Origin of the sequence: Aeromonas rivipollensis, assembly GCF_037811135.1 — a bacterium.
Taxonomy (GTDB): domain Bacteria; phylum Pseudomonadota; class Gammaproteobacteria; order Enterobacterales; family Aeromonadaceae; genus Aeromonas; species Aeromonas rivipollensis.
Genome location: NZ_CP149130.1, coordinates 3,331,852 through 3,352,155, shown reverse-complemented (window position 1 = coordinate 3,352,155; position 20,304 = coordinate 3,331,852). Strand labels below are relative to the sequence as shown.

Genomic DNA, 20,304 nt, shown 5'->3' with positions numbered 1-20,304 from the left:
CACTCCTGGTCTCAATCCGGCTTGAACATGGCGATCATGTAGTCCTTGGCGCTCTCGACCTTGCCAAGCTGGATGGCGGCGGCCGGGTCCACGCCTTTCGGGCACACCTCGGAGCAATAGCCCACGAAGGTACAACCCCAGACGCCTTCGTCCTGGCTGATGATCTTCATCCGCTCCTTGGACGCGCTGTCGCGGTTGTCGGCGTTGTAGCGATAAGCCAGCGCCAGGGCTGCGGGACCGGTGAACTTCTTGTTGATGCCATACTGCGGGCAGGCGGCGTAGCACAGGCCACAGTTGATGCACATGGAGAACTGGTGATACTTCGCCATGTCAGCCGGGGTCTGGGTGTACTCGCCGTCGCACAGGCTGCGCGGCTCGGACGGGATGATGTAGGGCTTGATGCTCTCCAGCTTCTCGATGAAATCGGACATGTCGACCACCAGGTCGCGTTCGATCGGGAAGTTGTTAAGGGGCTCTATGGTCATCTTGCCCGGCAGGTAGTCCCGCAGGAAGGTCTTGCAGCCGAGTTTCGGAATGCCGTTGACCATCATGCCGCAGGAGCCGCAGATCGCCATCCGGCAGGACCAGCGGAAGCTCAGGGTGGAGTCCAGCTGATCCTTGATGTATTGCAGGGCATCCAGCAGGGACATCTCTTTCAGGTAAGGCACCTGGAAGGTCTGCATCCAGGGCTCGTTATCCTGCTCGGGACGGTAGCGCAGGATTTCAATTTCGATCATCTCAGCCATTCTTCTTAGCCTCGTCTTGTTTCTCACCCTCGGAACCGTACACACGTTTTGCCGGTTGGGATTTAGTGATCTTCACATCGGAGTAATCGATGGTCGGGGCGCCTTCCTGGTTGTAGAAGGAGAGGGAGTGCTTGAGGTAGTTCACGTCATCCCGCTCTTCGTAACCGTCCAGACGCTGGTGGGAGCCACGAGACTCTTTGCGGTTGATGGCGGAATGGGCCATGGCTTCGGCCACGTCCAGCATGTAGCCCAGTTCGATGGCGTACAGCAGGTCGGTGTTGAAGACAGAGGACTTGTCGTTGATCTTGACCTTCTTGTAACGGGCCTTCAGCTCGTTGATCTTGTCGATGGTGCCCTGCATCAGCTCTTCGGTACGGTAGATACCGACGCCGGCTTCCATGGACATGCCCAGTTCGTTGCGGATATCCGCCGGGTTTTCGGTGCCGTCGATGTCGAGCAGGGAGAGGTGCTGTTTGATCAGTGCCTCTGCCTTGGCAGCCAGTGCTTCGGTGTTGCCGTGCTGCTGGGTCGCCGCGAATTCGGCTGCCTGCTCACCGGCCACCTTGCCGAAGACCACAATCTCGGACAGGGAGTTGGAACCCAGACGGTTGGCGCCGTGCAGACCGACGGAGGCGCACTCGCCAGCGGCGTAGAGGCCGGGCATGCGGGTGGCGCATTTGCCGTCAGTCTCGATGCCGCCCATGGTGTAGTGGGCAGTCGGACGGACCGGGATCGGCTCCTTGACCGGATCCACACCCACGTAGGCCTTGGCCAGTTCGCAGATGAAGGGCAGACGCTCCTTCAGGTACTTCTCGCCGAGGTGGCGCAGGTCGAGGTGAACCACGTCGCCCATGGGGCCCTGGATCACGCGGCCTTTCTGCTGCTCTTGCCAGAATGCCTGGGAGAGACGGTCACGGGGACCCAGCTCCATGTGCTTGTTCTTCGGCTGGCCGACCGGGGTTTCCGGGCCCAGACCGTAGTCTTGCAGGTAGCGGTAGCCATCCTTGTTGAGCAGGATGCCACCTTCGCCACGACAACCTTCGGTCATCAGTATGCCGGTGCCCGGCAGACCGGTCGGGTGATACTGGACGAACTCCATGTCACGCAGCGGCACGCCGTGACGGTAGGCCAGCGCCATGCCGTCGCCGGTGACGATGCCGCCGTTGGTGTTGTAGCGGTACACGCGACCGGCACCGCCGGTGGCCAGCACCACTGATTTGGCCTGGATGAAACGGGTGATGCCGTTCTGGATGTCGAAGGTCAGTACGCCCTGGACGCGGCCATCTTCCACGATGAGATCCAGACAGAAGTGCTCGTCATAGCGCTTGATGGTCGGGTACTTGATGGAGGTCTGGAACAGGGTGTGCAGAATGTGGAAACCGGACTTGTCTGCGGCGAACCAGGTGCGCGGGATCTTCATCCCGCCGAAACGGCGGACGTTGGCCTTGCCGTCCGGCTTGCGGCTCCAGGGGCAACCCCAGTGCTCCAGCTGGATCATCTCGTTGGTGGCGTTGTTGACGAAGTACTCGACCACGTCCTGCTCACACAACCAGTCGCCACCGGAGACGGTGTCGTTGAAGTGGTTTTCGAGGGAGTCGTCATCACGGACGACGCCTGCGGCGCCACCTTCGGCGGCCACTGTGTGGCTGCGCATCGGATAGACCTTGGAAATCAGGGCGATTTCCAGCTCCGGGTGGGCTTCTGCAATGGCGATTGCGGCACGCAGGCCACCGCCACCGGCACCGATGATGGCAACATCGGTCTTGATAATATCCACATCTGCCTCCTTAGGGATAGATTTGCTGGGCACGATTTTGCTCTATGAAAAAAATTCAGGCTTGATGCAAGTCAAACTGCTTTGTTTTAGTGCTTGGCAACGGTGGTTTTTATTACAACCACCCCATTCCTTGGATGAAAATGCCGTCATTATCGCCATCCATCAGTGATCTGGATCAGCCGTACTCGCTACTCTGGTGATTTTAACCCCAAGATTGTACGTAGTTTTCTTTCAAAAAAATGAGAAATGCCTCTCTTTTTAGGTATTACCCCTAAAGTTTTTAAGTTTTTTATCAGAAATGTTTAGTGATAACTATTATCACCTTGGGGCTGCCGAAAAACATCGAAAAAAGTAATGCGAATATAGTCAGGGCAGGCATCAGCTGCGTCAGAAGGATACTCGAATGGAGAGGCGGATCACAGAGTGTCCGGTGCCGAAGGGGAATTATAACCATTGAAACGAAAAGGGTTTATATAAAAAAGGGGCCTGGACGGCCCCTTTTCATTGGCTCGATCAGATGCGGAACATGCCGACCTGATTGTTGAGCTCACCTGAAATATTTTTAAGTTGAGCCGAGAGATTGCGAGAGCTGTCCGCATCCACCGCCAGCTCGTCCGAGACGTCCTTGACCGCCTGGATATTGCGGCTGACCTCGTCGGTCACCGCCCGTTGCTCCTCGGCGGCACTGGATATCTGGGTCGCCATGTCGGAGATCTGGTTGATGGAGGTGGTGATCTGCTCCAGGGCCTGGGTGGCATCGTTCGCATCTTCCACGCTGTTCTGGGCCAGCAGTTGGCCCTCGTGCATGGTGCTGACGGCTCCCTGGGTGTTGCGCTGCAGCGTCTCTATCATGCTGCGGATCTCGACGGTGGAGCTGTGGGTGCGTTGTGACAGCACCCGCACCTCGTCGGCGACCACGGCAAAGCCGCGACCCTGCTCACCGGCCCGGGCGGCCTCGATGGCGGCGTTGAGCGCCAGCAGGTTGGTCTGCTCGGCGATGCCCTGGATGGTGGAGAGGATGGTGTTGATCTCCTGGGCGTTCTTCTCCAGCTCCTGAATGATGCCGGAGGCCTGCTTGACCTGGGTGGCGAGATCCGTGATGGAGCGCTGGTTGCGGGCGATCACCTGCTTGCCGTGCTCGCAACTGCTGGAGGAGCTGCGGGCTGCCTCTGCGGTCTGCTCGGCATTGCTGGCGACCTCGACGGCGGTGGCGGACATCTCGTGCACCGCTGTGGCTATCTGGGAGATCTCGTTCTGCTGGCGCGCCAGACCCTGGTTGGATTTCTCCGCCATGTCGTGGGAGGACCTGGCCTGCTGGTTGAGCTGCCCGGAGGAGTTGGAGATGTCCTGCACCATGACGTGGATGCGTTCGATGAAGGTGTTGACGTGCTTGGCGACGGTGCCGACTTCGTCTTCCCGCTCGATCTTGATGCGGCGGGTCAGATCGCCGTTGCCGCGGGAGAGATCCGCAATCGCCTCGCCGAGGGTCTTCAGCGGGGCCAGGGAGCTGTTGATGGCCACGTAGGAGAAGCCCGCCACTATGAGGATGGTCAGCAGACCTTGCAGCAGGGCGGAAGTGACCATGCGGGAGACAGACTGGTAGGCGACCGCCTTGTCCACCACTATGCCGAAATACCAGTTGGTGTTGGGGATCTCGGTGAGGTCGAACACGCTGGCCTTGCCGCTGATATCCATCTCGGAGATGGTGTTGTCATGGGCCAGTTCGTTGACCTTGGCCGCCGTCAGCTCGGGGGAGAGGGCGGTGGCGGGCTTGAGGGTCAGCGCCTTGTCCGGGTGGGCTATGATGGTGCCGTTGCTGTCCACCAGTATGGCGTAGGTGCCTTCCGAGTTGATGGCCAGCACGTCGCGCACCAGGCCGTCGATGGAGACGTCACCGGCGATGACACCGTCGGTGTTGCCACGGCTGAAGGGCTCGGCGATGGTGATGATGAGGTTGCCAGAGGCGGCATCGGCATAGGGGGCCGTGATGGCGAGTTTGCCGGCCGCCATGGCGTCCTTGTACCAGGGACGCTGGCGCGGATCATAGCCGGCGGGCAGATTGGTCTGCTTGCTCTGGATCATCCGGCCATCCTTGGTGCCCACATAGACGAGGTCGAAGTTGCCTGCGTTCATGGACTGGGCCAGGTGGCTGAGGGGTTCCTCCTCCTTGGTGAAGGCTTCCTTGGTGGCGGTGACCAGGTTGATGCGCGCATCGAGCCAGCGGGAGATGCCCTTGACGTTGGCGATGGAGCTGTCGTCGATGAAGCTCCAGATCAGCCGCTGGGTTTCGCTGCGCAGCTGGGTGGTGTTGTACCAGACCTGCAGGCTGGAGATGACCAGGATAATGGCCCCGATGGCGAGGACCAGCTTGTTCTTGATGGATAGGTTCATGTTTACATCCTTGTGAGCGTCGGTCTGAGATCTGTGTGGTGTTTGTTATTGTTATGAGCCAACTCTGTATCGGCTGAAAGTGGACTTTATGTATCCCGGTGCACAGGAAATTTTCGATCTTTTTTCACCTCCTGATGGGCCGCCAGGGCGCGCCGATACTCAGCTGAATCGATCTGGTCGGTTGGTGAAGATGCCATCGACACCCATGGCCGCCAATGCATCCCCATCACTCACCTCGTCGACCGTGTAGACCAGGATCTTGAGCCCACGGCGATGGGCATCCTCCACCAGCCCGGCGTCGACAAAATCCACGTCGCAATTCAGGGACCAGGCTCCCAGCTCTTCGGCGAAACGGGCACCGTGCAGCGGCAGGCTGGCGGTCAGGGCGCCAAGCCGGATCTCTGGCCGCAATGCCTTGAAGTGCGCCAGCTCGGGATGGTGAAAGGAGGAGACGACCCACTGGGCCGGGGTGAAGCCAAGCTCCGCCTCGGCGCGGAGGGTCAGGGCTGCCACCGGCTCGGCAGTGTGCGCCCCCTTGAGCTCTATGTGCAGCTCGCAGCGCCCCGCCACCAGCATCATCACCTGCCACAGGGTCGGGATCTGCTCCCCGTCCCCCGCATCCAGGCTCGCCAGATAGTCCCGGGACTGCTCGGTCAGCACCCCGTGGCCGTCGGTGCAACGCTCCAGCCGCCGGTCGTGGAAGACCCAGAGCTCGCCGTCTGCCTGCTGCACGTCGAGCTCGATGGCGCCGACTCCGAGTGCGATGGCTATCTCCATCGCCTTGAGGGTGTTCTCCGGCGCCAGCTTGCTGGCACCGCGATGGGCAATGATCTGCATGATTGGCTCCTGTTGTTGGTGTTGGTGTTGGTGCACGGCGCTGCGCTTGTTACACCCTACCAGCCCCGCAGGGTGCGATGAACAACGTGAATTACACCGCTATCCATATCATCCCCGACTCATCCTGATATCGATCTGCTGGTGGGGCAGAGGCATGCCGAGCTGGTTGAGTTTCTCCAGGATCAGCGAGTGGACCTCATGAGTGATCGGCATCCGGTGATCCATGTTGTTCACATAGAGCCGGATCTCGTAGATGAGGGCCGAGTCGGTGAACTCGATCAGGAACACCTCGGGGGTGGGGGTATCCAGCACCAGGGTGGACTCCTGCACGCACTGCTCCAGCAACTGCTGCACCCGCTTGGGCTCCTGGGTCAGGCCGATGCGGATGCGCAGCTTGACCCGGGTGATGGCGTCGGACAGGGACCAGTTGATGAACTGCTCGGTGATGAAGGCCTTGTTGGGGACTATGATCTCCTTCCTGTCCCAGTCCACGATAGTGGTGGCGCGGGTCTTGATCTTGGTGACGGTGCCGGTCAGATCGCGAATGGTGACGGTATCGCCGAGCCGGATCGGCTTCTCGAACAGGATGATGAGGCCGGAGACGAAGTTCGCGAAGATCTCCTGCAGACCGAAGCCCAGGCCCACCGAGAGCGCCGCCACCAGCCACTGGGTCTTGGACCAGTCGATACCGAGCATGGAGAAGCCGGTGAGGGCGCCGATGAGGATCACCAGATACTTGCTGACCGTGGTCAGGGCGAAGCCGGTGCCGGGGGAGAGACTCAGGTGCTGGAGTAGGGTGAGCTCCATCAGCCCCGGCAGGTTGCGGGCAGTGACCACGGTCAGGATGAAGGCGAAGGCGGTCAGCATCAGATCCTGCAAGGTGATGGCGGAGAGCTGCTCTATGCCGGCCACCTTGCTGCTCACCTGCCACACCTCGATGCTGCTGAGGAAGCTGAAGGCCGAGTTGAGATCCGACCATTGCACCACCACCAGCATGGTGAAGCCCAGCATCAGCAGGGTGCGCACCAGGCCGAGGGACTGGGCGCTGATGGTGTCCAGATCCAGCTCGGGCTCCTCCACCACGTCCGGGATCTCGGAGCTGAGATCGTCCTCGTCACGCTCCCGCTGGGCCAGGATCTCGGCCCGCTTGCTCTTGGCGCGATCGAAGGCGAGGCGACGGCGCTGGATCAGCATCCAGCGATGGGCCAGATAGTAGACCAGCAGGCAGCCGAGCCCCGCCAGCAGGCTCAGCTCCAGCTGGCGCAGCAGGATGCGGGAGGTATAGAAGTAGCCAAACAGGGAGCCCAGCACCGCCAGCAGGGGGGCCAGCATCAGGCTGTTCCAGATGAAGTGGTGCAGCAGGTGGGGCTTGGTCATGTCCGCCTGGCCCCAGGTGAGGGGCAGTTTCTCCCGGTTGAGGCGGGCGAAGAACAGCAGCAGCCAGAGGGCGCCGACCACGAAGGCGAGGCGGCCGAGGGAGTCGTAGAAGGCGTGCTCCTGATAGCTGTTGGCCATGCCCTGCACGAAGAAACTGGGGATCAGCACCAGCAGCAGGGTGCGGAACTGACCCCAGACCCGCTGCACCGACTCCTTTGGCCAACGGAAATGGAGGATGAGGATCCCCTTCTCCAGGGTCAGATGGCGGGCGACCAGCAGCGCCAGCAGCAGGAACCAGATCTCGCCAAGGCCCCGGGCCACGGCCACCGCGAAGGGGTATTGCCAGGCGCCATCCAGCAGGCCGCGCATCATCAGCACCATGGCGGGCAGCGGCAGGGCCGCGAGCAGGGAGCGCACCAGCAGCCGGCTGGTGAGGCTGAACTTGTCCTGGGTCACCTTGCCGATGCGCGGGGCTATGTAGTGGCTGTACTGCACCAGGTGGCGCCCCAGCTTGGCCCAGCACCAGGCCAGCACCAGCAGGCCGAGCCCCGCCAGGGTCAGGGTCATGGGGTTGTTCTCCACTATGGCCCTGGGCAGTTGCAGCCAGTTGACGGGATCGAGCAGCAGGCTCAGCGCGGTGGGCACGCCGAGCAGGACGGCCGGGGTGAGCGGGCGCACATCCGGCATCCAGAACAGGTGGCTGGCGCTGATCTCGCGGATCTCGTCGATCTTGCTGTTCTGGCGGCTGTAGAGCAGCTTGAGCCGGGTCTGCTCCTGAATGAGGGTATCTGAGGCGTCGTTGAGCCGGGTCAGCAGTTGCCGTCTGGCCTTGAGCAGGTTGTCGAGCACGGCCTGCTGGGCCCTGTCCAGGGTGATCTCATCCCCGCTGAGCAGGTTGTTGCGGATCTGCACTGTATCCTTCAAGGCATCCTGTTCGGTCTCGTACTGGTACTTCGCCATGCGCGCCTTGACGATGTCTGACTCCAGCTTCTCCAGGGGGAAGTAGGCGGGCAGATCGGCCAGCTTGCTGCGCAGGTTTTCGCCGTAGGCGTTGCTTATCTGCAGCCACTCCAGCTGCTCGCGCACCGAGTTGACCAGATCGCTCAGCCCTGACAGGGAGGTGTCGATGCCGCGCTGCTCGTCCTGTACCCGCTCTATCTGATCCTCCAGGGCGCCCAGTTGCAGGGAGAGCGCCTGGTTCTGCTGTTGCTGCTCCTGCAGCAGGGGCAGATCCGAGGTGAGCTGCCTGCGCAGCCGTTCACTCTCGGCCAGCGCAAGCTCGGTCTTCTCCCGCCGCAGCTGGTTTTGCTGGTTGAGCAGGCTGGTCTGCCACTCGTCCTCGTCAGTGATGGCGAGGTTGAGCTCCTGCAGCTTCAGCTTGCCCAGATCGTTGCGCTGCTGGGCGGAGAGCTGTTCCAACTCCAGCATCTGGATCCGGTCGGAGAGGCTCTGCTCCTTGAGGCGGGTGGCCAGTTGCTGGGCCTCCTGCAGGCGATCCGACTCGTTGCTGAAGCTCAAGCGATCGAGCTGGGAGCGGGTCTGCAGCAACTGCTTGCGCAGCTCGTCGACCCGCACATGGTACTCCTGGCCCGTGCTCTCCAGCTGGTTGAGGCTGTCGGTCACCGCCTGGCGCTCCTTGCGCAGGTTGATCTGGCGGTTGCTGCTCAGGCCAATGGCCTGGCGCAGCGCCTCTTCTTTGAGGGAGGAGAGAGGCGGGCGGGACTGGGGCTGATAGTTGTGCAGGCTCTCCTTGAGACGGGCCGACTCCTTGGGGTAGTCGATGAGGATCTGCTGATAGGCCTTGCCCTGCTCCCGATAGCGCTGGGCATCCCTGGCGTACTGCAGCGCCTGCTGATAGCTCTCCCGCAGTTGCTGGTTCTCGGGGCTGTCGGTCTTGGGGACGCTTTGCAGCAACTCTTCCACCTGAGTGACGGCATCATCGGCCTGGGCAGCGGAGAAGGGGAGCAGGCTGAGACAGAGCATCAGGCAGAGCAGGCGTTGCAACATGGCGCACGTTTCCGTTCATGAGAAGTCGCCTTAGCCTAAAGCAGGGGCAGGGGTGGGTAAAGCCTTCCATATTAATGATCTGCAACATAAATAACGGGTGATCCGGGTCTTGTTTGGCTATTATTCTGGCCGTTCCCCTCCCTTGAGCAATTTATGTCCACTGTCGATCTGGGCACGGCCCCCCTCTCTCGCCTCTTCCTGCGTTACGTCACCCCGACGGTGGCCGCCATGTTGGTCACCGGCGTCTATGTCACCATAGACGGCATCTTCGTCGGCCATATCCTGGGTCAGGACGGCCTGGCGGGCATGATGCTGGCCTACCCCATCTGCGCCGTGCTCTATGCGGTGGGGGCGCTGATTGGCATGGGCTCCTCGTCGCTCGCCTCGTTCTATCTGGGCAAGGGGGAGCAGGCAAAGGCGCGCCACATAGTCGGCAATGCGCTGGTGATGGTGCTCATCGCCTCCGCCGTGCTCGCCTTCATCGGCATCAATTATGGGGATACCATGCTGACCTGGATGGGGGCCGAGGGGGTCATCTTCGACGCCGGTTTCGCCTACCTGCAGTGGTACGCCTGGCTCGGAGTCTTTGCGGTGCTCTCCATGGCGTTCACCGCCCTGCTGCGCAACGACGGGCGACCCGGCCTCACCACCTGGATCCTGGTGGGGGGCGGTGTGCTCAACGTGCTGCTCGACTACCTGCTGATGGCGGTGATCCCCTGGGGGCTGGCGGGGGCGGCCATCGCCACCATGCTCTCCCAGGCGGTGACCGGGGGCCTGTGCCTGTGGCACTTCTTCACCCCCCGCAGCCAGCTGCGCATCCGTCTGGATACCCTGGTGCCGGACTGGCGGCTGATGGGTGAGACCCTGCGACTCGGGGTGTCGAGCTTCCTGATGTACCTCTATCTGTCTGTGGTGCTGGCGCTGCACAACAAGGCGCTGCTGTCGGTCGGCAGCTCCCTGCACGTGGCCGCCTACGGGGTCATCAGCTATAGCGAGGCCTTCTTCTATCTCATCTTCGAGGGGATCGCCATGGGCATCCAGCCCATCGCCAGCTTCAACGCCGGGGCGGGCAACTGGCAGCGGGTGCTGCGGGTGCGCAATCTGGCGTTGGGGGTGACCCTGGCGGTGGCGCTGTGCGGTATGATCCCGCTCTATCTGTGGCCAGAGGCAGTGGTTTATCTGTTTGCCGGGGACAACACTGCCCTGCTGCCGGTGGCGACCCTCGGCATCTGGCTCTACTTCTGGGGCCTGCCGATGGAGGGGCTGCTGCTGGTAGGGGCGACCTACTTCCAGGCCATCAACCGGGCTCGCATCGCCTCCCTGCTCACCGGCGGCAAGCTGGTACTGATCGGTGGCTTCCTGTGGGGCTTCTCCTCCCTGTGGGGAGTGGCCGGGGTTTGGCTGGCGTTGCCCACCTGCAGCACTGTGCTGGTATTGGTGATGTGGCGGGCCATGGGCAAGGAAGCCAGGCAGCATGCCGCAGCCCCGTGATTAACGCCCTCTCTCCATGAACGACAAAGGCAGCCGAGGCTGCCTTTGTCGTTTCGTGTTGCCCGGATCAGTGCTTGAAGGCCCCGATGAAGATGGCGGGGTCGACGCGGGCGTCGTTGAGGCTGACGTTCCAGTGCATGTGGGGGCCGGTGGCGCGGCCGGTGGCACCGACCCGGCCGACGATGCCGCCCCTTGGCAGGCTCTGGCCCAGGGTCACATCGATTTTCGACATGTGGCAGAACATGCTGATGAGCCCCTGGCCGTGATCGACGAACACCGTATTGCCGTTGAAGAAGTAGTTGCCGATCAGGATCACCTTGCCAGCGGCCGGTGCCTTGATGGGGGTGCCGGCACCGACCGCGAAGTCGAGGCCGGAGTGGGGGTTGCGCTCCTCGCCGTTGAAGAAGCGGCGCAGCCCGAAGGGGCTGGAGAGCGGGCCGTTGACCGGTTTGTCGAACAGCAGGTTGCTGGGCTGGGTGGGGCTGAAGGTCTGGTAGGCCTTGTTTTGTTCGGCCAGCTCACGGTTGATGCGCGCCATGTCCTCGGCCAGCGGATTGACCTGGCGGCTGTTCTTCAGCTTGATGTGCTGCTCGCGATAGTGCTTGCTGCCGACAGTGAAACCCAGGGTGCGGCCATCGCTCACCTGCAGCTGATGGGGGCCAGTCTGGCTCTTGAGCGGAATGCCGACGATGGCAATCCAGTGCCGTCCCTCCTCGCGCACCACCAGCACAGGTTTGTCCAGATAGCGAGCAGCGGGCGCCTTGGGCCCATCCCCCAGCGGCACCACGGCCACGCCCCCCGGCACCGGGTGGTTGAGCAGGCGGCTGATGAAGCCGGGTTCGGCATGAAGGGAGGCGCTGCCGAGCAGCAGAAGGAGGAAGAACAGGCGGCGCATGGTGGCTCCATCGAATAAGGCGGTGAGATCAAAAGGGGGAAAATGATGCCACATTCTTGCCCGGCTGTCCGTCACCTCGGGCCATGGCGCAGGAAGGGGAGTAGTGCGGCGGCGGGATTGAGAATCCTGTGCTATTTACTAATGTGTTACTAATGGTGTCTTTGAATGGCACCTATGGCGGCAGGCAGTAAGGTACTGGCAGGAGAAAAGCAGTCGCCAGCGACATCCAGGGACAGGTGGAGGTTGTGATGAAGACGAAGGCTCTCTTGATACTCGGACTCACCATGGGGATGTCGGCACCCGTTGCCGCCTTCAACGGGGTCATTACCATCAATGGCGAGGTGACGGCCGGGACCTGTGCCATCGCGGTCAACGGTGGTACGGCGTCGGCGACCGTGACCCTGCCGACCGTCAGCACCAATGCGCTCGGCAGCATAGGCCAGACAGCGGGGGCGACAGGCTTCAACCTCGCCCTCACCAGCTGCCCGACCACGGGGTCGGTGCGGGCCTACTTCGAAAACATCGGGGTGGAGCAGACCACGGGCAACCTCAGCAACAAGGCCGTCGCCTCGGGCGGCAAGAACCCGGCCCAGAACGTGGAGGTGCAGATCCTCTCGGCCAACAGCACCCCCATCGATCTGAGGACCAACACAGGCAACAACGTGCTGGTCAACTTCAGTGCCACCGGGGGGGCAACCCTCTACTACAGCGCCCAGTACATAGCCACAGGTGCCGTCGGTGCCGGTCTGGTCTCGGCGGATCTCATCTACTCCCTGGACTACCACTGAGCGCTCAGTCATGAAGGCGCTTCGTATCCATCGGCTAGGGCTGAACCTCATGCTCTGGTGCGTGCTGCTCCTGCCCTGGCAGACCTGGGGCCATGTCCAGATCTCGGGCACCCGTGTCATCTACCCGGCCAACGCCCGTGAGGTCACCCTGGAGCTGACCAACAAGGGGAGCACCCCCTCGTTGGTACAGGTGTGGATAGATGCGGGCGATCGCCGCATCCGGCCCGGCGCCGAGGCACTCCCCTTCCTGGTAACGCCCCCCATCACCCGAATCGAGGCTCAGCGTGGCCAGTCCCTGCGTCTGGCCTACGTGGGGCAGGGTTTGCCCCAGGATCGTGAATCGGTGTTCTGGCTGAACGTGCTGGAGGTGCCGCCGAGCGTGAAGTCAACCCAGGCGGGGCAGAACCTGGTGCAGCTCGCCTTCCGCTCCCGGATCAAGATGTTCTACCGGCCATCCGGGCTGCCTGGCAATGTCGAGCGCTCCGCCCAGCAGTTGAGCTGGCGCCTGATCCGGCAGGGAAGCGGTTACGCACTGCGCGCCAGCAACCCCAGCCTCTATCACGTCAGCATCAGCAATCTGGAGCTGCAGGCGACGGCGTCGAAGCGCTACAGCAACTCAAGTGGCGGCATGGTGGCGCCGGGGGGCAGCTTCGATTTTCCTCTTGAGCAGCTGTCCGGGGCCGTCCATGCCAAGACCGTGACCTTCTATTGGCTCAACGACTATGGTGCCCGCGAGGTGGGCCAATTCGTCTTCAATTGATCCCGGAAGATGCCGGAGCGGGACCCAGGGTTCGGCGCTCCCGGTGTACAGGCCGACGCTGAGGGGGAGGTATGCCGTGACAGCCAGAATGCCCCTCTCTTGCTGCCTTCATGGCCCAGCTCCCTGGCACGCCGGCTGCGGCTTCTCCCTGTTGCTCTGGTGCGCCCTTGCCATGGGGGAAGAGGTGGCCGGACAAGCGGTCAGTCCACCCGCTGACATCGAATTTGACAGCCGCCTGCTCGACAGCCTGGGGATCAACATCGACCTGGCGCGCTTCTCCCGTGCCGATTTCATCCCTCCCGGGCGCTACCAGCTCGACATCACCATCAATGGCAAGGAGAGAATAAGCCAGCAGGTGGAGGTGAGAGCGGGGCAGGAGCCCGGGACGCCCCTGTTCTGCTTTCATCCTGATCAGCTGACGCAGTGGGGGCTCTTGGTCGACAAACTCCCCAATCAGGCGTCGGCGCGGCAGCAACTCCAGGGCGACTGCATCGAGGTAGGAGCCCTGGTGCCGGGGGCCAGCTTCACCTTCGATCTGGCCAGCCTGAGCGGGACACTCAGCCTGCCCCAGGCTTATCTTGGTCAGATCAGACGTGACTATGTGGGGCCTGAGCAGTGGGTGCAGGGGATCAATGCGGCCTTCGTCGGCTATAACGCCAACCTCTATTACAGCGAACAGGAGAGCATAGGGGAGCCATTGAGCAGCAGCATCAACCTCAACACCGGTATTAACCTAGGTGCCTGGCGTCTGCGTCACAACGGCTCCTGGCAGGGCAACCAGGGGGGTGGCTATCAACCCCTCAACAGCTATGCGCAGCGGGATGTCACCTCCCGCAAAGCCCAGCTGACCCTGGGGGAGTACTTCACCCCAGGCGACAGCTTCGACAGCGTGCCCTTCACCGGCGTGCAGCTCGCCAGCGACGACGCCATGCTGCCGGATTTCGAGCGGGGCTTCGCCCCCGTGGTGCGCGGGGTGGCCCAGAGCAATGCCAGGGTCACCATACGGCAGGGCAGCGCCCTCATCTATGAGACCCAGGTCGCCCCCGGTGCCTTTGCCATCGACGATCTTTACGCCACCAGCTTTGCCGGTGATCTGGATGTGACTATCACGGAGGCGGATGGCAGCGAGCGCAGCTTCACTCTGCCCTTTTCCTCCGTGGTGCAGATGTTGCGTGACGACATCTCCCGCTTCAGCCTGACCCTGGGACGCTATCGCAATGATGCGGGGCCCGATGGCCCGGATTTTCTGCAAGGCACCTACAGGCGCGGCTTCTCGGATGCCCTGACCCTGTATGGCGGAACCATAGCGGCCGAGGATTACGGCGCCCTGCTGGGGGGCGCGGCCATGGGCTCGGACTACGGTGCCCTGGCCCTGGATGTGACCGGCTCCTGGGCGCGGGCGTTGCCTGCCAGCGCGAATGTGCCGGACTCCCTCGCCGGTCAGAGCTATCGCCTCACTTACAGCAAGCAGATGGAGAGGACCCAGACCTACTTCACCCTGGCCGCCTATCGCTTCTCCAGCGAAGGCTATCTCGACCTCAACGACGTGGCGGCGATACAGGCCCAGGCGCTGGACAGGTTGCAGCGGGAGCGCAATCGCTTCCAGCTCAACATCAACCAGCCGGTGGGGGAGTGGGGGGATCTCTACTTCAACGGCATTCGCCGCGACTACTGGGGGGGGCAGGGGGAGAGCAGCAGCTTCCAGCTCGGTTACAACCGGGGGTTTGACTGGGGCAGCCTGACCCTGTCGGCCAGCCACTCCCTGGAGGAGGGTGTCGGGGATCAATACGTGCTGAGCCTCAGCATCCCCATAGGGGACAAGCTGGGGGCGCCGCGTCTTGGCAGCACCCTCTCCTATCAGGAGGGGCAGGGGGCCAGCGCCAGGCTGGATCTCAACGGGGGCTCCCGGGACGGGCGCTTCTATTATGGTGTCTATGGCAATCAGAGCCGGGGAAGTGGCAACTCGGCCCTGAGCTATGGTGCCAACCTGCAGTATCAGACGGCGGCCACCCAGCTGGGGTTGAGCACCAGTCAGGGGGAGGGTTACGCCCAGTATGTGGCCTCGGCTAAGGGAACCCTGCTGGTCCATGAGGAGGGCTGGGTGCTGGGGCAGACGCAAGGGGAGACAATGGCGCTGGTGGAGGCCAAGGGAGCCCAGGGGGCCAGGGTCAGTCACGGGATCGGCAGCGAGGTGGATGGGGATGGTTATGCCGTGCTGGCCGGGCTCAACCCCTATCGCACCAACATCATAGGCCTGGATCCCGGCGGCTTGCCGCTGGATGTGGAGATAGATGGCAGCGCCCAGATGGTGGCCCCGCGCCGGGGGGCCATCGTCAAGCTGGCGTATGAGACCCATGTCGGCCAGCCCTTGCTGCTCAAGGCCGTGCGTCAGGATGGCAGTGCGCCGCCCTTTGGTGCCGAGGTGGTCGATGGCCGCGGCGACGCCGTGGCCGTGGTCGGCCAGGGGGGGCTCATCTTCGTGCGTGGCGAGCAGGGAACCCTCCATGTCCAGTGGGGCAAGGAGGGGGATGAGCGATGCCGGCTCGATTATCGGGTCCCTCGGCCGGATCCTGCCATGCCCTATCAGCAGGTCGCTGCCCGCTGTCTCACTCCGGGAGCAAGTTCATGAGAGGCACCCTTGATTGCCATGGCTGGCGCCGGACCCTGGAAGGATACGCCATGTTGTCATGGTTGGCGCTGGGCTCCCTGCTGTGGTGCTCAGGCAGCGAAGCCGCCCTGAACCTGATGCGTACCCGGGTGATCTATGAGGGGGGCACCGAGGCCAGGCTGGTGGTGCACAACGACGGCAGCGAGCCCAGCCTGCTGCAGGCCTGGGTCGATGGCGGCAATGAGCAGCAGGGTCCGGCTGATGTCTCGACCCCCTTTCTGGTGGTGCCGCCCATGATGCGGCTGGGGCCGCAGAGGGGGCAAGTGCTGCGCATCCTGGGCGCGGATCTGGGCCGGCTCCCCCGGGACAGGGAGTCCCTGTTCTGGCTCAATGTCCTCGGATTGCCCCCCAAGATGCAAGCCTCGCAGGGGAGCGTGCAACTGGCTTATCGCACCCGCATCAAGCTGTTCTATCGGCCGGCCGGATTGGCGGGCTCCCCGGTCGAGGCGGTTAGCCGGCTTGGCTGGCAGGGGCAGGCGGGGGGCGGGCTTAGGGTCAGCAATCCTGGCCCCTTTCACATCAGCCTGAGCGAGGTGTTGCTGAGCGGGCCGCACCTCGCCTGGCGCGAGGGCGGGGTGCTGCCGCCTTACGGTTCCCTCTCTCTTCCCATGGCGGGCACAGTACCGGTGGAGGCCCGCGGGCGGCTGCGCTGGATAGACGATGATGGCAATTATCATGAGCAGGAATTTGTTCTGGGCCAACATGGAGGGGAGCGGGATGAGTGACGGCGTCAGAAAGCTGGGCCTGCCTTCCTTGCTGGTGGCGGCGTTGCTGTTGCTGGGGGGCTTGTGGGCTGGCGAGGTGCAGGCTGTCAATGGCCAGTGCACCAGTCCCTTCGTGGCGACCGGCGCCATCACCGCCGATAGCGGTCTCTATCAGCCCGGGGGGACCAACGGTCCCACCCCCTTCTCGACCACGGGCACGGCCACCTGTAATTGCACCGGTATCTCGGTGGGGCTGCTTGTGACCGTCTATTACCAGGGCACCACCAGCCTGCCCACCGTCACCGATCCCCTGGGGACCCTCATCAAGCTCAACCCCTATTTCGGCCTCAAGGTCGAGTTCAATGCGGCGGGGGGTTACCGGACTATACCTTTCAATGCGACCACCAGCGGGTTGTTGGCCGTCTGCATCGGTAACGTGTTGAATCTGGCCTTGGGCGGGATTGATGTTAACGGCGGCCGCTATACCCTGAAACTGCTCAAGGGGGTCACGGGTACCCAGACCTTCAGCGGCACTGTCGCCCACCTCTTCGTGCGCCGAGCCAGTGCACCGGACACCAGCCCGGTCAATGCCTTCAGCACCCTGACGATGAACATCAGCGTCACCTCGACGCCGACCTGCCAGTTCCCCGCCGGCACCAGCATTCCCATCGATCTCGGCGCCGTGGCGCAGAGTGCCTTCGTCGAGGGAGAGATCCCCAGGGGCTATGCCCCGCGCAGCGTCAATGTGAGCGTGACCTGCAGCCAGATCCCGAGTGACTACCTGGTGCCGCTGCAATACAGCTTCGGTGGGGCGCTCAGCAGCCAGAATCGCTTCGTCACCACCAGCCTGGCCGGGGTCGGGGTGGGCATGGTCGAGCAGGATACGCTGACCCCTATTCCATTTGATACTGCCATCGCGGTACCCTACTCGGCGGCCAGCCACAACACCCAATATCAGGTGAGGCTGTATCCGACCCGGTTGCCGGGTCAGGTGGTGCGCCCCGGTGCTTACACGGGCACCATTATGGTCACGGTGAGCGTGCCCTGATGACAGGGTTTTCTGCCCCTATTTTCGACGAGGTCAATGATGAACAGTGACAGCGCCCTGCGCCGCGAACCCAGACGCCACACCATAGGGCAGGGCTGGATCTGGATCCGCACCGGGTTCGACATCTTCAACAAGGGCATGGGCGCCAGCGTGGCCATGATAGTGATCTGGTTCCTGGTGGGCATGTTGCTGGAACAGCTGCCGGCAGGGGGCTTCATCTCCCAGTTGCTCTACATGGTATGGGGTGCCGGTTGGGTGGCGGTGGCCCGCCGGGGCTATGAGGGTCACCCCCTGCAGTTTGCCGACTTCTTCGCCGGTTTTCGTCATCGGCTGACCCCGCTGATGCTGGGGGGGCTGATGGTGCTCGCCCTGTTCATGGGGATACTGCTCATCTGCGCCTTCATGTTGCATCAGTGGGGCCTGACCGGCCTGCTCTCCCAGGATCCGGAAACCCTGACCCTGACGCCGGAACAGGCACAGGGGTTCCTGCTCTGCCTGTTGCTGGGGCTGGCCTTGCTGGTGCCCGTGCTGATGGCCATCACCTTCGCTCCCGCCCTCATCTTCTTCCATGGCGTGGGGGCCTGGCAGGCGGCCCGGCTCAGTTTCAAGGGCTGTCTGTGCAACATGTGGCCCTTCCTCTGGTGGGGGCTGCTGGGGGCAGTGCTGATTTTCTTTGGTGCGCTTTTGATGCTGGTGGGTCTGCTGGTGGTGCTGCCGGCCATCAACTACTCCATCTACGCCGCCTATCGGGACATCTATGTAGACGAGGAGGCTGCCGACGACGGCGAGTCGCCGGTCAAGGCATTTGGCTTCGAGGCATAAGCCGACACAGGAATGACAGGGGCCGACAGGCCCCTTTTTCATGGGCCTTCAGCGGGCCTGCCACAGGGGATCGTCCGCCATGCGCGCGATCAGGAAGTCGAGGAAGCTGCGCAGCAGGGGGGACATCTGCTTGCGGGTGCCATAGACGGCATAGACGCCAAGCTGCTTGGGCTGCCACTGGGTCAGCAGAGGCACCAGGGCGCCGCTCTCCAGGTGGGCCTGCACCGAGTAGCGTGGCTGCAGGCTGATCCCCGCCCCATCCAGGGTCGCCGCCAGCAGCAGGTTGGAGATGTTGGCGCTGAGGTTGCCGCTCACCGGCACGGATTCGGGGCCATCGGGCCCCTGAAATTCCCACAGGCTCTTACCGAAATAGGTGTAGGTGAGGCAGTTGTGCAGGGCCAGATCCTGCACCTGCTGCAAAGGCGCATGACGGGCCAGATAGGCAGGGCTGGCGCACACTACCGAGTGGCAGGTGCCAAGCCTGCGGGCCACCAGGTTGGGATCCAGATCGTTGGTGATGCGCACAGCGAGATCGATGCGCTCCTCCACCAGGTTGACGGTTCTGTCCAGCAGCAGGATGTCGATGGCCGTACCGGGGTAGCGAGCCAGGTAGTCGTCCGCCGCCTGGACCAGCAGGGCTTCGGAGAGGGAGTAGCTGCTGGTGATGCGCAGTTGCCCCTTGGGGGCCTCGTCACTGCGAATGGCCAGGTGCTCCATCTCTTCTCCCAGCGCCAGCATGGCCCTGGCCCGGTTCAGTGCCTCTTCCCCCGGCCCGGTCAGGCTGAGCCGACGGGTGGTGCGGTGCAGCAATCTGGCCCCCATCCAGCGCTCCAGCTCGGCCAGATAGCGCGAGACCATGGCGCGGGACATATCCAGTTTCTCTCCGGCGCCGCTCAGGCTGCCCTGTTCGACCACGCAGACGAAGACTCGCAATGCGGTCAGTCGGTCCATGTTCAGCACCTCTATATGCTCGATTTGTGCAACAGTGATGCGCTTATTATACGGTATTTGTGCTGAAAAGTTTGCAATAAACTGTGTCCATTCGATGACCACTTACCCACGAGGCATACCCATGAACACAGTACTTCGCACCTTGACCTTGACCACCACCCTGCTCGGTGGCGCCGCCTTGGCGAGCCCCCTGACAGTGACCGTCTACAACCCAGGCGACAAGGCCATCTTCCCCGTCTCCTCCGAGCTGGTGACCGGCGACAAGGAGGCCATCCTCATCGACGCCCAGTTCGGGGTCAATGACGGCAAGGCGCTGGTGGATCTGATCAAGCAGAGCGGCAAGCGACTGACCACCGTCTACATCAGTGGCGGGGATCCCGACTTCTACTTCGGGCTGGAACCCATCAAGGCGGCCTTCCCCGACGTCAAGATCCTGGCCAGCCAGCACGTGGTCGATCACATCAAGCAGACCAAGGATGCCAAGCTGGCCTATTGGGGCCCCATCCTCGCCGGGCAGGCACCCAAGACCCTGATAGTGCCGCAGGTGATGACGGCCTCCCACCTGACCCTGGATGGCGAGAAGATCGAGATCAAGGAGATGAACACGCCGAGTGCCTATCTCTGGGCTCCTTCCATCAAGACGGCGTTTGGCGGCGTGCCGGTCTACAGCGGGGTGCACGTCTGGATGGCGGACAGCCAGACCAAGGCGGCGCGGGCACAGTGGATGCAGGCCCTCGACGGCATGCTGGCCCTCCAGCCTGAGCGGGTCATCCCGGGGCATTTCCTGGGGACCGAGCCCAAGGGCACCCAGGCAGTGACCTTTACCCGTGACTACGTCCAGCGCTTCGAACAGGAGCTGGCCACCGCCAAGAACAGCGATCAGCTGATCGATGGCCTGAAGAAGGCGTTCCCGTCCCTGCCGGTGGACGATGGCCTGGCCATCGGTGCCAAGGTCAACATGGGCGAGATGAAGTGGTAATGGCCTGAGTCCTTTCCCCTGTGTTTTTTGCCGGGCATTGATTGCCCGGTTTTTTGATCAATT

The 20,304-nt window shown here is 62.8% G+C and carries 15 protein-coding genes; 8 read left to right on the top strand and 7 right to left on the bottom strand.

Going from position 1 to position 20,304, the window contains the following annotated elements; genetic code table 11:
* Positions 1-11: 11 nt before the first annotated feature.
* The 5 genes from WIR04_RS15130 to mscM all read right to left on the bottom strand — a co-directional run bounded on the left by WIR04_RS15130 (position 12) and on the right by mscM (position 9,135).
* Positions 12-746, bottom strand: coding sequence for a succinate dehydrogenase/fumarate reductase iron-sulfur subunit (locus WIR04_RS15130; protein WP_041993027.1), 735 nt, complete (start codon positions 744-746; stop codon positions 12-14).
* Positions 739-2,523, bottom strand: coding sequence for a fumarate reductase (quinol) flavoprotein subunit (frdA, locus tag WIR04_RS15125; RefSeq protein WP_025326131.1), 1,785 nt, complete (start codon positions 2,521-2,523; stop codon positions 739-741). The genes WIR04_RS15130 and frdA overlap by 8 nt, the downstream gene beginning before the upstream one ends.
* A gap of 513 nt (positions 2,524-3,036) precedes the next feature.
* Positions 3,037-4,914, bottom strand: coding sequence for a methyl-accepting chemotaxis protein (locus WIR04_RS15120; RefSeq protein ID WP_338887976.1), 1,878 nt, complete (start codon positions 4,912-4,914; stop codon positions 3,037-3,039).
* 159 nt (positions 4,915-5,073) lie between these two features.
* Positions 5,074-5,751, bottom strand: coding sequence for a glycerophosphodiester phosphodiesterase (locus tag WIR04_RS15115; RefSeq protein ID WP_338887974.1), 678 nt, complete (start codon positions 5,749-5,751; stop codon positions 5,074-5,076).
* 108 nt (positions 5,752-5,859) lie between these two features.
* Positions 5,860-9,135, bottom strand: coding sequence for a miniconductance mechanosensitive channel MscM (mscM, locus tag WIR04_RS15110; protein WP_338887972.1), 3,276 nt, complete (start codon positions 9,133-9,135; stop codon positions 5,860-5,862).
* A 153-nt stretch (positions 9,136-9,288) separates the two neighbouring features.
* Here mscM and WIR04_RS15105 point away from each other — a divergent pair, with 153 nt between their 5' ends.
* Entirely contained in the window at positions 9,289-10,626 is a 1,338-nt protein-coding gene (locus WIR04_RS15105) for an MATE family efflux transporter (RefSeq protein WP_338887970.1), read from the top strand.
* A 67-nt stretch (positions 10,627-10,693) separates the two neighbouring features.
* Here the strand turns inward: WIR04_RS15105 and WIR04_RS15100 are convergent, their stop codons facing one another.
* Positions 10,694-11,521: a peptidoglycan DD-metalloendopeptidase family protein gene (locus WIR04_RS15100; protein WP_338887968.1), complete on the bottom strand. Its 828-nt coding sequence runs from the start codon at positions 11,519-11,521 to the stop codon at positions 10,694-10,696.
* A 248-nt stretch (positions 11,522-11,769) separates the two neighbouring features.
* Here WIR04_RS15100 and WIR04_RS15095 point away from each other — a divergent pair, with 248 nt between their 5' ends.
* The 6 genes from WIR04_RS15095 to WIR04_RS15070 all read left to right on the top strand — a co-directional run bounded on the left by WIR04_RS15095 (position 11,770) and on the right by WIR04_RS15070 (position 18,311).
* Positions 11,770-12,309, top strand: coding sequence for a fimbrial protein (locus tag WIR04_RS15095; protein WP_025326137.1), 540 nt, complete (start codon positions 11,770-11,772; stop codon positions 12,307-12,309).
* Between the two features lie 10 nt (positions 12,310-12,319).
* Positions 12,320-13,069 carry a fimbria/pilus periplasmic chaperone gene (locus WIR04_RS15090; protein WP_338887964.1) on the top strand — a complete coding sequence of 250 codons (750 nt, stop codon included), beginning with the start codon at positions 12,320-12,322 and terminating at the stop codon, positions 13,067-13,069.
* A 76-nt stretch (positions 13,070-13,145) separates the two neighbouring features.
* Positions 13,146-15,698 (top strand): fimbria/pilus outer membrane usher protein, encoded by a 2,553-nt coding sequence (locus WIR04_RS15085; protein ID WP_338887962.1) that lies wholly within the window; start codon positions 13,146-13,148, stop codon positions 15,696-15,698.
* Positions 15,695-16,462 (top strand): molecular chaperone, encoded by a 768-nt coding sequence (locus WIR04_RS15080; protein WP_338887960.1) that lies wholly within the window; start codon positions 15,695-15,697, stop codon positions 16,460-16,462. The genes WIR04_RS15085 and WIR04_RS15080 overlap by 4 nt, the downstream gene beginning before the upstream one ends.
* Positions 16,413-17,489, top strand: a complete 1,077-nt coding sequence (locus tag WIR04_RS15075) for a fimbrial protein (RefSeq protein WP_338887958.1) — start codon at positions 16,413-16,415, stop codon at positions 17,487-17,489. Before WIR04_RS15080 ends, WIR04_RS15075 begins: the two co-directional genes overlap by 50 nt.
* Positions 17,490-17,528: 39 nt before the next feature.
* On the top strand, positions 17,529-18,311 hold the full coding sequence (locus WIR04_RS15070) for a BPSS1780 family membrane protein (protein WP_025326142.1): 783 nt from the start codon (positions 17,529-17,531) through the stop codon (positions 18,309-18,311).
* Positions 18,312-18,359: 48 nt separating this feature from the next.
* On the opposite strand, the gene WIR04_RS15065 is transcribed toward WIR04_RS15070, so the two are convergent.
* Positions 18,360-19,262 (bottom strand): LysR family transcriptional regulator, encoded by a 903-nt coding sequence (locus tag WIR04_RS15065; protein ID WP_338887955.1) that lies wholly within the window; start codon positions 19,260-19,262, stop codon positions 18,360-18,362.
* Between the two features lie 121 nt (positions 19,263-19,383).
* On the opposite strand from WIR04_RS15065, the gene WIR04_RS15060 reads away from it, so the two are divergent.
* Positions 19,384-20,241: a Vmh family MBL fold metallo-hydrolase gene (locus WIR04_RS15060; RefSeq protein ID WP_338887953.1), complete on the top strand. Its 858-nt coding sequence runs from the start codon at positions 19,384-19,386 to the stop codon at positions 20,239-20,241.
* Positions 20,242-20,304: the final 63 nt, after the last annotated feature.

Excerpts from the sequence above, each read along its gene's own strand:
- WIR04_RS15130 (WP_041993027.1), bottom strand. The coding sequence starts at position 746 with ATGGCTGAGATGATCGAAATTGAAATCCTGCGCTACCGTCCCGAGCAG.
- WIR04_RS15120 (WP_338887976.1), bottom strand. The coding sequence starts at position 4,914 with ATGAACCTATCCATCAAGAACAAGCTGGTCCTCGCCATCGGGGCCATT.
- WIR04_RS15115 (WP_338887974.1), bottom strand. The coding sequence starts at position 5,751 with ATGCAGATCATTGCCCATCGCGGTGCCAGCAAGCTGGCGCCGGAGAAC.
- mscM (WP_338887972.1), bottom strand. The coding sequence starts at position 9,135 with ATGTTGCAACGCCTGCTCTGCCTGATGCTCTGTCTCAGCCTGCTCCCC.
- WIR04_RS15105 (WP_338887970.1), top strand. The coding sequence starts at position 9,289 with ATGTCCACTGTCGATCTGGGCACGGCCCCCCTCTCTCGCCTCTTCCTG.
- WIR04_RS15100 (WP_338887968.1), bottom strand. The coding sequence starts at position 11,521 with ATGCGCCGCCTGTTCTTCCTCCTTCTGCTGCTCGGCAGCGCCTCCCTT.
- WIR04_RS15095 (WP_025326137.1), top strand. The coding sequence starts at position 11,770 with ATGAAGACGAAGGCTCTCTTGATACTCGGACTCACCATGGGGATGTCG.
- WIR04_RS15090 (WP_338887964.1), top strand. The coding sequence starts at position 12,320 with ATGAAGGCGCTTCGTATCCATCGGCTAGGGCTGAACCTCATGCTCTGG.
- WIR04_RS15080 (WP_338887960.1), top strand. The coding sequence starts at position 15,695 with ATGAGAGGCACCCTTGATTGCCATGGCTGGCGCCGGACCCTGGAAGGA.
- WIR04_RS15075 (WP_338887958.1), top strand. The coding sequence starts at position 16,413 with ATGAGCAGGAATTTGTTCTGGGCCAACATGGAGGGGAGCGGGATGAGT.
- WIR04_RS15070 (WP_025326142.1), top strand. The coding sequence starts at position 17,529 with ATGAACAGTGACAGCGCCCTGCGCCGCGAACCCAGACGCCACACCATA.
- WIR04_RS15065 (WP_338887955.1), bottom strand. The coding sequence starts at position 19,262 with ATGGACCGACTGACCGCATTGCGAGTCTTCGTCTGCGTGGTCGAACAG.
- WIR04_RS15060 (WP_338887953.1), top strand. The coding sequence starts at position 19,384 with ATGAACACAGTACTTCGCACCTTGACCTTGACCACCACCCTGCTCGGT.